Origin of the sequence: Paracoccus cavernae, assembly GCF_042430175.1 — a bacterium.
GTDB classification, from domain to species: domain Bacteria; phylum Pseudomonadota; class Alphaproteobacteria; order Rhodobacterales; family Rhodobacteraceae; genus Paracoccus; species Paracoccus cavernae.
Genome location: NZ_JBHMDZ010000006.1, coordinates 69,512 through 83,877, shown reverse-complemented (window position 1 = coordinate 83,877; position 14,366 = coordinate 69,512). Strand labels below are relative to the sequence as shown.

Genomic DNA, 14,366 nt, shown 5'->3' with positions numbered 1-14,366 from the left:
TCTGACTATACAACGCCTTGTGCGATCCCGCCACAGCAAGGACGGCAAGATGACGAAGCCCGAGTATCAAAGCAGCATCGACCCTGCCGAGGTCGCCAAGTTTCAGGCCATGGCGCGGGACTGGTGGGATCCGAACGGCAAGTTCAAACCGCTGCATATGCTTAACCCGACGCGTCTCGATTATGTCGTGACCCAGATCGCGACCGAATTCGCGCTGGATCTCAAGGCGCCGCGTCCTTTCGAGGGGCTGCGCATTCTCGATATCGGTTCGGGCGGCGGCCTGATGTCCGAGCCTTTGGCGCGGCTTGGCGCGCAAGTCACCGGCGCGGATGCGGCCGAGGGCAATATCGCGGTCGCGTCGCTTCATGCCGAGGAGCAGGGGCTCGAGATCGAATATCTCAACGTCACGGCAGAAAGCCTTGCTGCCGAGGGTCGCGTCTTCGACGTCGTTATCGCGCTTGAAATCGTCGAACATGTCGCCGATCCGGCGGCTTTCATCGCCACCTGTCACGATCTGGTGCGCACCGGCGGGATGGTGGTGGTTTCGACCCTGAACCGCACCGCGAAAAGCTTTGGCGTGGCGATTGTCGGCGCGGAATGGGTGATGCGCTGGCTGCCGAAAGGCACGCATGACTGGCGCCGCTTCATCACGCCCGACGAGCTCGAGCAAATGGTCGAGGCCTCGGGGCTTCTGCCGGTCGACCGGATGGGGATGGTCTTCAACCCGCTCGGCTGGAGCTGGTCGCTGTCGCCGCGCGATCTGTCGGTGAATTACGCGATGACGGCCTTGCGCCGCAGCTGAGGCCTCAGCGGCTCGATTGCTCCGCGCTTTCGAGCCGTTTGCGCAGCATCCGCAACACCGGCAGCGTCGAGCGGATCTGCTCGGCACCGACATCGCGCACGACCTCGCCGATCTGCGGCATCAAAGAGGCCAGCGCCGCATCGCGCGCCGCGCGTCCGGCGGGGCTGATCGCCACGAATTTGCGCCGCGCATCGTCCCAATCAGGGCGGATATGGATGTGGCCGGCCCATTCGAGCTTCGACAAAGTATTGGTCATGGCCCCGCGCGTGACGTGGAAAGCCTCGGCCAGTTCGGCGGGGGTGCGCTCGACATTGAGATGGGCAAGCAGGTTCAGCACCGAGAAATGCGAGATGCGCATGCCGTTGGGCAAAGCACGGCTAACCAACTCTCGGGCGAGTTGGTCTGCGATGAAAACTTCGGCGAACAGGCTGGCTGCAAGTGCATCGGTCGAAGCGGTCGAGGATGCCGCAGCGCGGGCCTGAGATTCGGTGGTGTCGGTCATGGGCCAGTAAAATCGCGGTCATGCGTCAGGGATGGGACGCGGGACCGTGCCCTATCAACCGCCCCGAGGTCAAGGGGTAGAACCGTTGCGTAGGGCTCCTCGCCGGCGTCCGCGAGGATTTCGCCCCAAGGCGCGACAGCCATGGAATGGCCCCAGCTGCGGCGCGCTCGCGCATTTGGGGTATGGGACGCGACATGCAGACCGCATTGCGCGGCGGCAAGGACGAAGCTGCCGTTCTCGATCGCGCGGGCGCGCAAAAGGACCTCCCAATGGGCGGCGCCGGTCGTGTCGTTGAAGGCGGCGGGAACCGCCAGAACCCGCGCGCCGGCCTTGGCGAGGCGGCGGTAAAGCGCGGGAAAGCGGATGTCGTAGCAAATCGTCATGCCGAGGGGCGCAAGGCCCCGCGCGGGATCCGTGACCACGACCGCCCGAGCGCCCGGCCGGTAGGAGGCGGATTCGCGGTAGGATTCGGTTTCCGAAATCGTGACGTCGAACATGTGGATCTTGTCGTAACGCGCCACGATCGCGCCATCGGGCCCGATCATCAGGCTGCGGTTGAGATCGCGCGGCTCTGCCGGATCATCTGGTCGCAGCAAAAGCGAGCCGAGATGCAGCCAGATCCCCAGCTCGCGCGCGAGATCGCGCAGGGCGGCAAGCGTCGGGTCCTGCGCCTCGGGATGCATGATCCGCGCTTTCCAGTCGCGGTCGGGGCTCAGGAAATTCGTGCATTCTGGCGTCAGGACATAGCGCGCGCCCTGCGCCGCTGCCTCGCGGATGAGGCTTGCGGTGACGGGCAGGTTCGCTTGGGGATCATCCCCGACCGAAAGCTGGACCAGCCCGACCTTCCATTCCTTCTCTGCCGCCATGCCCCGTCTCCCTCTTTAGCCTGCACGATCGCCCTCTGGCCGTTCGCGCAGCCGGTACGGGGCAGATTAACGAGCACGCCCGGCTCCAGGCAAGGCCGGAGCGGCTTCCTCGGGTCAGGGAAGCTGGCCCACGGAAGGCGGCATCAGGGCAAGTGGGAGAGGTCCGTCCGGCAGACGCGCGCGGCAGGGACGGACCGTTCCGGTGTTCAGAGACCCAGAAGCGCGTCCAGTTCGCCGCGCATTTCCAGCGCCTGGATATTGTCGTTGCCCCCGATATGTTTGCCGTCGATGAAGATCTGCGGGACCGTGTGGCGGCCGTTCGCGCGCTCGGTCATATAGTCGCGCAGGTCCTGATCGCCGGTCACGTCGATCTCTTCGAAAGGGATTTCCTTGGATTGCAGCAACGCCTTGGCGCGTTTGCAGAACGGGCAGGTCTGGGTGAGATAGATTTCGACTTTTGCCATGACGGCTCCTTTTGCATTGCAGAACCGGCCGGATCCGGCAGGAGGTCCGGTCGGGGTTTGGATGGGTATTTATGTGTCCTTGACCGCGCGCGCCAGCACCGCGACCGAGATCGGTCCGGCACCGTGTCCGGCAAGACAATCGGCGCAGGCGGCCAAGGTCGCCCCCGAGGCCATGACGTCATCGACGAGCAACACCGGCCTGCCGCGCACCAGAGCGGCGTGACGCGCGGGCATGGCGATCGCGCCCTCCTGGTTTTCAAAGCGCGCCTCGAGGCTGCGCTGCTCCTGCGGCGGGCTGTTGCGGGTCCGGCGCAAGAGGTCGGGATAATGGGCAAGGCCATAGGCCCGCGCCACCCGGGCCGACAAAAGCGAGGCCTGGTTATATTTGCGCCGCATCAGGCGGCGCAGGGGCACCGGCACCGCCGTCACGATCATCTCCGGCCGGACCAGCGGTTCGGCGGCGCGCGCGACCCAATCGCCCAGATGCGGCGCGAGATCGATCCGGTCGCCGTGCTTGAGCATCATCGCCAGTTTGCGCCCCGTGCCGCGATAGACCACAGCCGCCCTTGCCCCGATCCATGGCCGCGCGCGGGCAAGGCAGTCGTCGCAGGCGAAAGGGGCGTCCTCGTCATCCGCGCCTCCGCCATGGGGCAGGGGGGCACCGCACTGGGAACAGCTTGCCCCCGAGATGAATTCGGCATCGCGCCAGCAGGCGGGGCACAGCCCGCCATCCTCGTCCACGGTTGCGGCGCAGGCCATGCATTGCGGCGGATAGATCAACCGCAATGCGCCTTTCATCAGCATCCGAAGCCCTTTAGGATATGCCGTCATGACCCCGCCCACGATCTCCCCCCCCGCACATCCGCCGCACGGCCTGACGGACCGCCAGGCCCTCCTGCACCACCGCGCCCGCGCTGCCCGTCAGGGAGGCGTTGATTTCCTTCATCGAATCGCCCTCGACGAGATCGAGGATAGGCTGCAAGAGATTAACAGGCCCTTTACATCCCCTGCGATCGTCACGGGAAATGCCGCTTTCTGGCGCGAGGCGATGCCCCATGCCAAGGTCGTGGCCGATGATCCGACCCTTGATTTGCAGCCTGCCGAGCATGATCTGGTGATCCATGTCCTCTCGCTGCATTGGTCGGATGATCCGGTCGGCCAGCTCATCCAATCGGCGCGCGCGCTTCGGCCCGACGGGCTTTTCCTCGCGGTTTGTCTGGGCGGCGAAACCCTGTCCCAGCTGCGCGACAGCTTGACGCGCGCCGAGGTCGAGGTGAGCTCGGGCCTGTCGCCGCGCGTGCTGCCGATGGGCGAGATCCGCGATCTGGGCGCCCTGATCGGGCGGGCGGGGCTGGCTTTGCCGGTTGCCGACCAGATTTCGCAAAAGGTCAGCTACCGCGGCCTCTTCCATCTTGCAGCCGATCTGCGCGGCATGGGCGAGACCAATGCGCTGGCCGCACGGCTTCGTCATCCGACGCGGCGTGATGTCCTTTTGCGCGCCGCCGAGATCTACGCTAAAGACTATCCCGATCCGGCCAATCCGGAGCGGGTTCTGGCCACTTTCGATCTGATCTGCCTGACCGGATGGGCCCCCGCAGACAACCAGCAGCAGCCATTGAGGCCCGGCTCGGCGAAAATGTCGCTGGCCGAGGCGCTGGCCAGCAAGAGGAAAGATTCGTGAGCACTCGTCCCGCACATGCCCCCGCCGACCACCCCGTGATGGCGAAGCCGAAAATCGGCGTGCTGATCGCCAATCTCGGAACGCCGGATGCGACGGATTACTGGTCGATGCGGCGCTATCTGAACGAGTTCCTCTCGGACAAGCGGGTGATCGATTATCCGGCATGGAAATGGCAGCCGCTTTTGCAGGGGATCATCCTGACCAAACGGCCCTTTACCTCGGGGGCGAATTACCGCTCGATCTGGAACAACGAGGCCAATGAAAGCCCGTTGATGACGATCACCAAGGCGCAGGTTGCCGCGCTGCAGGATCAGGCGGCGGCGCTTTGGGGCGACCGCGTCATGGTCGATTTCTGCATGCGCTACGGCAATCCCTCGACCCCTGCGGTGGTCGAGCGCATGGTCAAGGCGGGCTGCGAGCGCATCGTTTTCCTGCCGCTCTATCCGCAATATGCGGGGGCGACGACTGCGACCGCGAACGACCAGTTCTTCCGCGCTTTGATGGCGCAGAAATGGCAGCCGGCCGCCCGCACGGTTCCGGCCTATTTCGACCGACCCGATTATATCGAGGCCCTCGCACAATCGGTCGAGCGCAAGCTCGGGGGCAAAACACCGGCGAAGCTGGTCGTCAGCTATCACGGCATGCCCAAGCGCTACCTGCTCGAAGGCGACCCCTATTTCTGCCAGTGCCAGAAGACCTCGCGTCTGCTGCAGGAACGTCTGGGCTGGGCCGAGGGCATCATCGACACGACCTTCCAGTCGGTCTTCGGCCGCGAGGAATGGCTCAAGCCCTATACGGTCGAACATGTGGCCGAGCTGGCGAAACGCGGCATCACCGATATCGCGATCATGTCGCCCGCTTTCGCCGCCGATTGCGTCGAGACGCTGGAGGAAATCCAGGGCGAGATCCAGGAGGCCTTCGTCCATGCCGGCGGCAAGGTCTTTACCTATATTCCCTGCCTCAACGACGATGCCGCCCATATCGAGATGCTGACCGGGCTGATCAAGGAAAACCTTGCGGGCTGGATCTGATCCGTTCGGACATCGTCTGCGCCAATGAAAAGGCCCCGCATTGCGGGGCCTTTTGCATTCCGGAGCGGGGCGATCTCAAATGATCATGACCTGCGTGCCGACTTTGGTCAGCGCATACATCTGTTTGATGTGCTCGTTATACATGCCGATGCAGCCGTTCGAGGATTTGCGGCCGATCTTGCGCGTGTCGTGGGTGCCGTGGATGCGGTAATACTGCCAGCTCAGCCACAAGGCATGGGTACCCATCGGGTTCAGCGGGTCGCCGGCCGGCACGAAATCGGGCCATTCGGGGTTCGATTTCTTCATCGAGGGCGTCGGCGCCCAGGTCGGGCCTTCGACCTTCTTGATGATCTCGGTGCGGCCGGTGCGGGTCAGCTCGGGGCTGACGGGAACCGAGGTCGGGAAAAGCTTGTAGGTCTGGCCGTCCTCGCCCCAGAAATGCAGCGCGCGCGAGTTCAGGTCGACGAGAACCGCGCCATTGGTCAGGTTCGAGAAATAGGGCTGCCAGTCCTGCATGTGGAAGCTGGAGACGTTGCGGCGCGAATCCTGATTGGCGTCATATTGCACCATGCCCGCATCCGGCGTCGCGCCGGTCGGGCCGACGGCCTGCAGCGGCTGGCCGGTAATCGGGTCGAAGTTCTGCGCCAGTGCCGGTGCGGCAAGGCTGGTTGCCGCGCCGACGGCGACGGCGGAAGTGATGAAATTCCGACGCGACAGCGTCGGCCGGTTCGAGGTTGCCATGGTTCGCTCCTGCTAACTTCGGGCCTTGTTGGAGGGCCTTCTTGCGCGATGGGATTCTTAAAGGACTTGGATCGCACTTATGCTTCCTGCGCGAGTCCTTCAATTCAAACTGGCGTCATTGCAACATGCTTGTTGCGCTGTGTGTCCTTCACGCAATCTTTGGTTTGAATGGCGCCCTGCGCTTCGTTATGGCTCGGGCAAACAAATCAGGGACAGTTTCCATGCTGAATCTTCGAACTCTGGCGGTCTTTGCTGCATTGGCGCTCAGCGCCTGTATGCCCGCCAACCAACCCCAGCTTGGCCCCGACGGCCAGCCGTTGCCGGTCGCCTATAGGATCACCCCGCGCGAGGCGAATGCGATCCCGGGCCGCGTGCTGACCCAGATCAACACGCTGCGCAGCGGTCAGGGCGGCATCCCCCTGACGATCAACCCGCAGCTGAACGCCGCGGCGGTTGCCCATGCCCGCGACATGTCGGCGCAAAACCGTGCCTGGCACTTCGGCTCGGACGGCTCCTCGCCGCTCGACCGGATCCAGCGTCAGGGCTACATGGGCCAGCTGGTCGGCGAGAACATCAGCGAGACCTATGAAAACGAGATCGCAACGCTGGGCGCATGGATGCAGACCCGCGACACCCGCGACGTGATCATGGATCCGCAGGCAAGCCAGCTCGGCCTCGGCTGGTTCCAGGAGCCGAGCGGCAAGATCTGGTGGGTGCTGCTGACCGCGCGCTGATCGCCGTCGGACGCATTGCCGGTGTGCGCGCCCCGCGCGCCTATCCATTCCGGCCCGCCGTTGTCGCGCAACGGCGGGTCTTTTCGTGACGGGGGGCATCCGGTGGCGGAGCAGCCGATTTTCCGACAGGCGGTTCGCGCCATTCTTCTGACGCCGCAGGACGAGGTTTTGCTGATGCGCCTCAGGGCCGACGGCAAGATCTTCTGGATCACGCCGGGCGGGGGGATCGAGGCCGGAGAAACCGCGCTCGAGGCGCTTCACCGCGAATTGGGCGAAGAGGTCGGTCTGCTCGATGCGCGGATCGGTCCTCTGGTCTGGCGGCGCCGGCAGACCACGACCTATTACAAAAAGCTCTGGCAGCAATCCGAGGACTATTTTCTCGTCGAGACCGAGCGCTTCGTGCCCCATATGCGCGACGAGGCCGAAGCGCGTCTGGTCACCGAGTTCCGCTGGTGGCACCTCGACGAGCTGGCCGAAGCCGACGAGGTGATCACCCCGCTGTCCTTGGGCAAGATCGTTTCGGATTATCTTGATCACGGAGCGCCCGACCCGTTGCCGCCGACCGAGATCGTGGTCGATTAGGCGCGCCAATCGGTGCACCGGGCGGGTGTCGGGCAGGGTGCGGGGCGGGTGGCATCGGGCATCGGGCAGCAAAAAGCCCCGACGCGATGCGCGGGGCTTTGGCATTTTCGGCGATAGGCGCAGGCCTCAGGGGTAGATGAAGACCGGAACGCCGGTGGTGCCATGGCCGTTGCGGGCGAGCATGGCGTAGATTTCCTCGATCTCATCGTCGTTGACCGCGATGCAGCCTGCCGTCCAGTCGGCACGGTTGATGGCGCGCCCCTCCGGCCCGAGGCCGTGGATCATGATGTCGCCACCCGGACGCAGACCCATCATCTGGGCGCGCTCGCGGTCCTGATTGTTGGGATAGGAAATCCCGACCGAAAGGTGATAGCGGCTTCTGGGGTTGAAGCGGTCGATGAAATACATGCCCTCGGGCGTCTTGCCGTCGCCTTCGAACTGCTTGTGGCCGAGCGGCTGGTTGCCAAGGTTGATCTTGTAGCTGCGCAGCACTTGCTGGCCGCTGACCAGATACATCTGGCGCTCGCCTTTTTTCACGACGATCTGCGTGATCGGCGGCCCGTCATAGGAGCGGAAACGAGATTGCGGTTGTTCTTGCTTGCCGCCGCAGCTCGCGACCAAGCCAACAAGAAGGAGCGCCGAAATGGCGCGTAGAATTCTGTTCATCACTGCCCCGAGCCCGCACTAGCGTTTTTTTCTGGTTGCCCCAGCAAATAGCATAAAGGTGAAAACTTCGCTAGCTTCGGCGGAATTCCGCGACCGTTTCGACATGCGGCGACCAGCGGAATTGGTCGACCACCGAGAGGCGGGACAGCATATAGCCCGCGTCGGCCAAAATCCGCGCATCCCTAGCGAAAGTCACGGGGTCGCAGCTGACCCAGGCGATCACCGGCACCTTGGAGGCGGCAATCTCGCGGGCCTGTGCTTCGGCTCCGGCGCGTGGCGGATCGATCACAATGGCGTGAAATTTTTCAAGCTCGTCAGGCTGTAACGGCCGTTTTGCAAGGTCGCGCACATGGGTCGCGATTCGCTTGAGGCCCGCGGTATTGCGCCACGCCGAATCAAGTGCCTTCAGCGGATCGCCCAAGCCTTCGAAGGCTTCGACCTGCGCGGTTTCGGCCAAAGACAGCGAAAACGTCCCGCAACCGGCGAAAAGATCGGCAACCTGTTCGGCTCCGCCGATGATGGCGCGCACGGCGGCGACCAGCGCTGCCTCGCCCTCGGCCGTGGCTTGCAGGAAGCTGCCGGGCGGAGGGGTGACTTTGGCGCGGCCCATCGTCAGGACCGGCGCATGGCGGGTAATCGGCTGGCCGTCCCAGTCGATGCGCGCCAGCTTTCCGCGCTCGGCCAGCGCGGCCAATGCGCCAAAAAGCGCGGGCTCTAGGGGCTTGCCGCCCTTGACCGCAAGATCGAGGCCGGTCGGCGTCTCGATGACCGCGATGCTCAGCTCGCCCTGACGCGAGGCGCCAAGCGTGACCATCTCGCGCAGCAGGGGAAGGGCGGCGGTGATTGCCGGACGCAGGACGCGGCAATCGGCGAGATCGACGATCACATCCGAGGCGCGGGCGTGAAAGCCGACCAACGCGCCTTTCTTGGAGCGCCGCCCCGACAGAACCGCGCGCCGGCGCGAGCGCTCGGGCGAGAGATGCTGGTCGGAGACCGCGACCTCGAGACCCTGCGCGCGCAGGGCGGAGCGCACCAGATCGGCCTTCCATTCCGCGACGAATGCATCGCTGGCATGCATCAGGGAGCAGCCGCCGCAGAGGCGGTAATGGCCGCAGGCGGGTTTGACCCGCTCGGGCGATGGTGTCGCGATCTTCGGCGCGATGACCTTGCCGTCCTCGGCCTCGCCGGTCACGATTTCGCCGGGCAGGGTCAGCGCGGCCAGAGCCCGCTCCCCCGCCGCGTTGAAGGCCACGCCGTCGCCACGACGGCCCAGCCGTTCGACCTGCCAGCTTGCTGCGGCCTCGCTCACTCTGCTGCCTCTTCGGCTTCGGGATCTTCGGTGCCGAGGAAGCCGCCCGACTGGCGGTTCCAGTAGCGCGCATAGGTGCCCTCGGCGGCCAGCAGCTCGGCATGCGAACCCTGTTCGACGATATGGCCGGCCTCGAGCACGATGATGCGGTCGAGTTCGGCGATGGTCGACAGACGGTGCGCGATGGCGAGCACGGTTTTGCCGCGCATCACACGCAAGAGCGCGTCCTGAACCTGAGCCTCGACTTCGCTATCGAGCGCCGATGTCGCCTCGTCCAGCACGAGAATCGGCGCATCCTTGAGGAAAGCCCGCGCCAAAGCGACCCGCTGGCGCTGGCCGCCCGACAGCTTGACGCCGCGCTCGCCCAGATGGGCGTCATAGCCCTTGCGGCCCATGTGATCCTCGAGCCCGAGTATGAAATCATGTGCCTCGGCGGCTTTGGCGGCGGCGATCATCTCGTCTTCGGAGGCGTCGGGGCGACCGTAAAGGATGTTCTCGCGCGCCGAGCGGTTGAACATCGCGGTCTCCTGCGTGACCATGGCGATATTGCGGCGCAGGCTTTCCTGCGTGACCGCGCGCAGGTCCTTGCCGTCGATCAGGATCGCGCCTTTCTCGACGTCGTAAAGGCGCAAGAGCAGCGCGACCAACGTGGATTTCCCCGCACCCGAGGCACCGACGATCCCGATTTTCTCGCCCGGCGCGATGTGGAGATCGACCGCGTCGATCCCGCCCGCGGCGCGGCCGTAGGCAAAGCTCACCTGATCGAAGTCGACCCGACCGGCAACGCGGCCCAGCACTTCGGCATCGGGCGCATCGGTCAGCGAATGGGCGGGCGAAAGCGTCGCCATCCCGTCCTCGACCTCGCCGATCGAGCCCCAGACCCCCATCAGCGCCATGCTGACCCAGCCGGTCATCTGGCTCAGACGCATGGCGATCGCGCCGGCGGCAGCGATATCGCCCGCCGTGGCCTGACCCTCGCGCCAGAGCATGAAGGTGCCGCCGATCAGCACCACCGGCAGCGCGCCCGCGACAAACATCAGCGAGAAACGGAACCATGTGCTGATGCGGCCGAAATCGAGCGCGCGCTCGCGAAAGCCCATCATCGCGCCAAGCGCGGCGCGGTCTTCGTATTCGCTATGGGCAAAGAGTTTGACGGTTTTGATATTGGTGATCGTATCGACGACCTGACCCGTCACCGTCGCCCGCGCCGAGGCGCGTTTGGCGGAATAGGCGCGGATCTTGGGCAGGAAGAAGCGGATCAGGAAGAAATAGGAGACCAGCCACAGCAGCATCGCCACCGCGCCCCAGCCGTCGATGCCGACCAAAAACGCAGCCGAACCGAGGATCGAGGCCAGCGCGAAGGCCACCACGTTCACGAATTCGGTCGCGACATCGGTGACGGCGCGTGCGGTCTGGGTCTGCTTTTGCGCGATGCGGCCCGCGAAATCGTTGTCGAAGAAGGTCACCGAATGGCCCATGGTCCAGCGGTGCAGGCGCGACAGCACTAGCGGGAAGAGGTTCGGCCCGATGATCACGCTCGACGAGGCGGTCGACAGGCCGAAGATCGCGGGGCGGATGACCAGAAAGAAGATCACGAAGCCGAGAATCAGCGGCAGATGCTCGCCCATGATCGTCTCGGGAGAGCTCCCGACCACGGCGTCGATGACATAGCCCAGAAGCACCGCCGAGACGATATCGGCGATCCCGCCGAGCGCGGAGGCCACGGCGGCAATCGCCAGCCCGCCCCAAGCGCCCGACAGACACCAGCGGAAAAAGGCAAAAAGCGTGGCCGGAGGCGGTCCCTCGGCCGGGCGGAATGCATCGATCATCCGCGCGAAAAACTTGTGCATTATCTCGTACCCTTGGTTCAGCGGGCTTGCGCCTCGGCCGATTTAAATCGTCGCCTGCCTGGCAAGCCGGATCAGATCGGCTTTGGGTATCGCGAACCCGCTGTCTATCCATGCCTGTTCGGCAGCTTTCAACCCCTGGCCAAGCTGCGACCCGCTAAGATCGGGCATGAGATCGGCTGCGGAGAGCGGAAATTTCTGTTCTGTCGCCCCTTGGACGAGCATGCGCCAATTGTCGGGGCAGTCCAACCCCTGCGCTTGGCGCAAAAGGGCATGATCCAGCGCAACCTCCGCGCCCATCCGGTAGGCGAGTTCCGCAAGCGGCATGGCCCCTGTTCCGGCAAGGGCCAGCCGTTCGAGATGGCGCGCCTCCTTTTGCGAAAGGCGCAGCTCCTGCGCCGGATCGCGGATCTGCAGCAGCGCCATGCGGCGGGGCCAGTCCGGCGCGATCCCCGCCTGCGCCTCGGCGCGGATCAGGGCGGCCATGAGGGGCAGGGCGTCGCTGTCTGCTGCCGTATCGGCTTCGGGCAGGATCGCGGCCAGAACTCCGGTTCGGGCCATCAGGGTCAAAGCCGGAACCGGATCCGCGGCCGAGAGCAGCTTCTTGAGCTCGGCGCCCACACGCTCGCGAGAGATTTGCGCCAGACCGGAGGCAAGGGCCTTGCAGGCGGCCAGCGCCTCGGGGTCGGCCTCTTCGGCCTTGCCGTACCAGGCGAGGAAACGGAAGAAGCGCAGAATGCGCAGGTAATCTTCGCGGATGCGCTGCTCGGGCGGGCCGACAAAGCGCAGGCGCCGCGCCGCGAGATCGGCGAGCCCGCCGACCGGATCGATCACCCGACCGTCGGCACGGGCATAAAGCGCGTTCATGGTGAAGTCGCGGCGCATCGCGTCGTCGCGCAGATCCCGCGAGAAGGCCACCACGGCGTGCCGTCCGTCGGTCTCGACATCATGACGGAAGGTCGTGACCTCGAAGGGGCGGCCGCCCGCGACCAGCGTGACCGTGCCGTGTTCGATGCCGGTCGGAACCGCCTTGAGGCCCGCCGCGCGTCCCAGCTCGGTCGTACGCTCGGGCACCGCATCGGTCGAGATGTCCCAATCGGCGACCGGCGCGCCCAACAGTCCGTTTCGCACCGCGCCGCCCACGACATAGGCCTGCTGCCCGCCTGCGCCCAGTGCCGCCAAGACGCGCTGGAGATCGGGATCGTCGGTCGTGATCCGTGCATCGGTCAGCAGCAGGTCGGGATTGTGCAGCGTCTCGTTCGTCATGCGTTCAACCTGCGCGCCAAGGATTGCAGCACGCGCGCCGTCGCGCCCCAGATGTAATAGGGGCCGAAGGGCACGGTCTGATAGGCGCGCCAATCGCCGCGCCACAGCCTGCGCTCGATCCGGTAGCGGGCGGGATCGGCGATATGGGTGAAAGGGACGGTAAAGACTTCGGCAACCTCGCCCGCCTCGGGGACGGGGGTGAAGGGGCCGTGGATCAGCCCCAGAACCGGCGTCATGGCAAAGCCGGTAACCGTGCGGTGCGGGGGCAGGGCGCCCAGAACCTCGACCTGTTCGGGGGCGAGGCCCACTTCCTCATGCGCCTCGCGCAGGGCCGCGGCGGTTTCGTCGGCATCACCGGGATCGACCTTGCCGCCCGGCAGGGCGATCTGGCCGGGGTGGTGGCGCAGGCTGCTCGAGCGTTTCGTCAGCACGAGATCGCCGCTTGTCGCGGAAAAGGCCATCAGTACCCCCGCCGCGCGCCAGTCCATCTCGGGTGGCGAGACCCCGGGCATCAGCTCGAAATCCGAGGATTCGCCGCTCGGGACGGCCAGTGCCGCCAAAAGCCGATCGCGCAGCGGAAATCCCGCTGCGCGTTGGTTGATCATGGCTTTTGGTGCAGGCATTTGCCCTCCCGTCGCTTCGGTCATCTTATCCGGCCGCCTGCGCGTCCGGCTGTTGCCCGCCCGCGTGCTGCGCGCCCGACGGCTGCCCGACGGGAGCGGCCGAGGCTGCATCCTCGTCCTTGGCAAGCGGGTTGCCCTCGGCGTCGATCGTCGCCTCGAAGCCGAGGCTCTGCGGATGCAGCTCGTAATGCGCGCCGCAGAACTGGCAATCGGCCGTGACCATGCCGTCGGCATTGGTCATATGGGTGATGTCCTTGGCCGAATAGATCGACAGCGTATTGCGCACCTTGTCCGCATTGCACGAGCAACCGAAGGCGACCTTCTGGGTGTCGTAGATACGGGGCTCTTCCTCGTGGAAAAGGCGCACCAGCAGATCCGAAGGCGTCACGCTCGGCCCGATCAACTCGATATCCTCGACGGTATCGAGCAGGAAGTTCGCGCGGTTCCAGTTTTCCGATTCCGTGCCCTGCAGGATGTCAGAGGACTGGATAAGCCCGTCTTCGCCCGAAGCCGAGATCTCGGGCATGGCGCCCGCCGGAAGTGTCTGCAGCATCACGCCGCCCGCGCGCCAACGCTCGGTATCGCCCGCCATTTGCGAACGGCCGTGCGAGAGCGAGAACCGCGTCGGAAGCTGCTCCGATTGTGCAAAATAGGTCTCGGCGCAGGACGCGAGCGAGCCGCCGGCAAGCGGGGTCAGCCCCTGATAGGGGGTCGTGCCCTCGCCTTGGTCGATGAGCACGGCGAAATAGCCCTCGCCGATCTGGTCGAAGGTCGGGAGGCTTGCATCCAGACGTTCGGCATCGAAAGAGGCCCATGCGCGGATGCGGGCCGCGCCGCCCTCGGTCTCGGGGGCGTAGTAATCGGTCGCGATGGTGCGGATCGCGCCATTGCCGCGCACCTGCAGGCTCAGCTTCCAACGCAGCTTGATGCTTTCGCCGATCAGCGCCGTCAGAAGCGCCAGCTCGGCAACAAGGTCGCCGACCTGCGCCGGATAGTCGTGGCGCGACAGGATATGTTCAAGCGCACCGTCTAGGCGCGCGATACGGCCACGTACGCCCGAGCGGTCCAGTTGAAACGGCAGGATCGTATCGTCCCAGGTGATCTGGTTGATCGTTGTCATTGATCTGTCCTTCGGAAATTCCAGGGCACCATCCCTCGGGATGATGCGTGTCGGATGCAATATAGGGCGATTGTCGCAAAGCCCAAGAGGTTAGCGCCAGACAGCCATGCGTCCGCGACATGGGAACGGGGG

16 protein-coding genes are annotated in these 14,366 nt (G+C 65.2%); 5 read left to right on the top strand and 11 right to left on the bottom strand.

The window, feature by feature from the left end; genetic code table 11:
- Positions 1-49: 49 nt before the first annotated feature.
- Positions 50-802: a bifunctional 2-polyprenyl-6-hydroxyphenol methylase/3-demethylubiquinol 3-O-methyltransferase UbiG gene (ubiG, locus tag ACFFUC_RS07295; protein ID WP_377684917.1), complete on the top strand. Its 753-nt coding sequence runs from the start codon at positions 50-52 to the stop codon at positions 800-802.
- Positions 803-806: 4 nt separating this feature from the next.
- Here the strand turns inward: ubiG and ACFFUC_RS07290 are convergent, their stop codons facing one another.
- From ACFFUC_RS07290 to ACFFUC_RS07275, 4 genes are all read right to left on the bottom strand, one after another.
- Positions 807-1,304: a MarR family winged helix-turn-helix transcriptional regulator gene (locus ACFFUC_RS07290; RefSeq protein WP_377684915.1), complete on the bottom strand. Its 498-nt coding sequence runs from the start codon at positions 1,302-1,304 to the stop codon at positions 807-809.
- Entirely contained in the window at positions 1,301-2,170 is an 870-nt protein-coding gene (locus ACFFUC_RS07285; protein WP_377684913.1) for a carbon-nitrogen hydrolase family protein, read from the bottom strand. The genes ACFFUC_RS07290 and ACFFUC_RS07285 overlap by 4 nt, the downstream gene beginning before the upstream one ends.
- Before the next feature lie 206 nt (positions 2,171-2,376).
- Complete coding sequence (gene grxC / locus ACFFUC_RS07280; protein WP_377684911.1) at positions 2,377-2,634, bottom strand: glutaredoxin 3; 258 nt, start codon at positions 2,632-2,634, stop codon at positions 2,377-2,379.
- Between the two features lie 69 nt (positions 2,635-2,703).
- The gene (locus tag ACFFUC_RS07275; RefSeq protein WP_377684909.1) at positions 2,704-3,438 is read right to left on the bottom strand and encodes a double zinc ribbon domain-containing protein; all 735 of its coding nucleotides are present in this window, start codon (positions 3,436-3,438) and stop codon (positions 2,704-2,706) included.
- A 25-nt stretch (positions 3,439-3,463) separates the two neighbouring features.
- On the opposite strand from ACFFUC_RS07275, the gene ACFFUC_RS07270 reads away from it, so the two are divergent.
- Together ACFFUC_RS07270 and hemH are read left to right on the top strand one after the other, a co-directional pair.
- Positions 3,464-4,315, top strand: coding sequence for a class I SAM-dependent methyltransferase (locus tag ACFFUC_RS07270; RefSeq protein WP_377684907.1), 852 nt, complete (start codon positions 3,464-3,466; stop codon positions 4,313-4,315).
- Positions 4,316-4,353: 38 nt separating this feature from the next.
- Complete coding sequence (gene hemH / locus ACFFUC_RS07265; RefSeq protein ID WP_377685288.1) at positions 4,354-5,346, top strand: ferrochelatase; 993 nt, start codon at positions 4,354-4,356, stop codon at positions 5,344-5,346.
- 75 nt (positions 5,347-5,421) lie between these two features.
- Here the strand turns inward: hemH and ACFFUC_RS07260 are convergent, their stop codons facing one another.
- On the bottom strand, positions 5,422-6,087 hold the full coding sequence (locus tag ACFFUC_RS07260) for a L,D-transpeptidase family protein (protein WP_377684905.1): 666 nt from the start codon (positions 6,085-6,087) through the stop codon (positions 5,422-5,424).
- A gap of 221 nt (positions 6,088-6,308) precedes the next feature.
- Between ACFFUC_RS07260 and dalA the strand changes: the two genes are divergently transcribed.
- Both dalA and ACFFUC_RS07250 read left to right on the top strand, forming a co-directional pair.
- The gene (gene dalA, locus ACFFUC_RS07255) at positions 6,309-6,821 is read left to right on the top strand and encodes a divisome-associated lipoprotein DalA (protein ID WP_377684903.1); all 513 of its coding nucleotides are present in this window, start codon (positions 6,309-6,311) and stop codon (positions 6,819-6,821) included.
- Between the two features lie 102 nt (positions 6,822-6,923).
- Positions 6,924-7,403: an NUDIX hydrolase gene (locus ACFFUC_RS07250; RefSeq protein WP_377684901.1), complete on the top strand. Its 480-nt coding sequence runs from the start codon at positions 6,924-6,926 to the stop codon at positions 7,401-7,403.
- 126 nt (positions 7,404-7,529) lie between these two features.
- On the opposite strand, the gene ACFFUC_RS07245 is transcribed toward ACFFUC_RS07250, so the two are convergent.
- From ACFFUC_RS07245 to hslO, 6 genes are all read right to left on the bottom strand, one after another.
- Complete coding sequence (locus tag ACFFUC_RS07245) at positions 7,530-8,069, bottom strand: L,D-transpeptidase family protein (protein ID WP_377684900.1); 540 nt, start codon at positions 8,067-8,069, stop codon at positions 7,530-7,532.
- Between the two features lie 70 nt (positions 8,070-8,139).
- Positions 8,140-9,378: a class I SAM-dependent RNA methyltransferase gene (locus ACFFUC_RS07240; RefSeq protein WP_377684898.1), complete on the bottom strand. Its 1,239-nt coding sequence runs from the start codon at positions 9,376-9,378 to the stop codon at positions 8,140-8,142.
- Positions 9,375-11,228: an ABC transporter ATP-binding protein gene (locus ACFFUC_RS07235; RefSeq protein WP_377684897.1), complete on the bottom strand. Its 1,854-nt coding sequence runs from the start codon at positions 11,226-11,228 to the stop codon at positions 9,375-9,377. The genes ACFFUC_RS07240 and ACFFUC_RS07235 overlap by 4 nt, the downstream gene beginning before the upstream one ends.
- Before the next feature lie 42 nt (positions 11,229-11,270).
- Positions 11,271-12,491, bottom strand: coding sequence for a CCA tRNA nucleotidyltransferase (locus ACFFUC_RS07230; protein ID WP_377684894.1), 1,221 nt, complete (start codon positions 12,489-12,491; stop codon positions 11,271-11,273).
- Positions 12,488-13,114, bottom strand: coding sequence for an NUDIX hydrolase (locus tag ACFFUC_RS07225; protein WP_377684892.1), 627 nt, complete (start codon positions 13,112-13,114; stop codon positions 12,488-12,490). The genes ACFFUC_RS07230 and ACFFUC_RS07225 overlap by 4 nt, the downstream gene beginning before the upstream one ends.
- Positions 13,115-13,139: 25 nt before the next feature.
- Positions 13,140-14,234 (bottom strand): Hsp33 family molecular chaperone HslO, encoded by a 1,095-nt coding sequence (hslO, locus tag ACFFUC_RS07220; protein WP_377684890.1) that lies wholly within the window; start codon positions 14,232-14,234, stop codon positions 13,140-13,142.
- Positions 14,235-14,366: the final 132 nt, after the last annotated feature.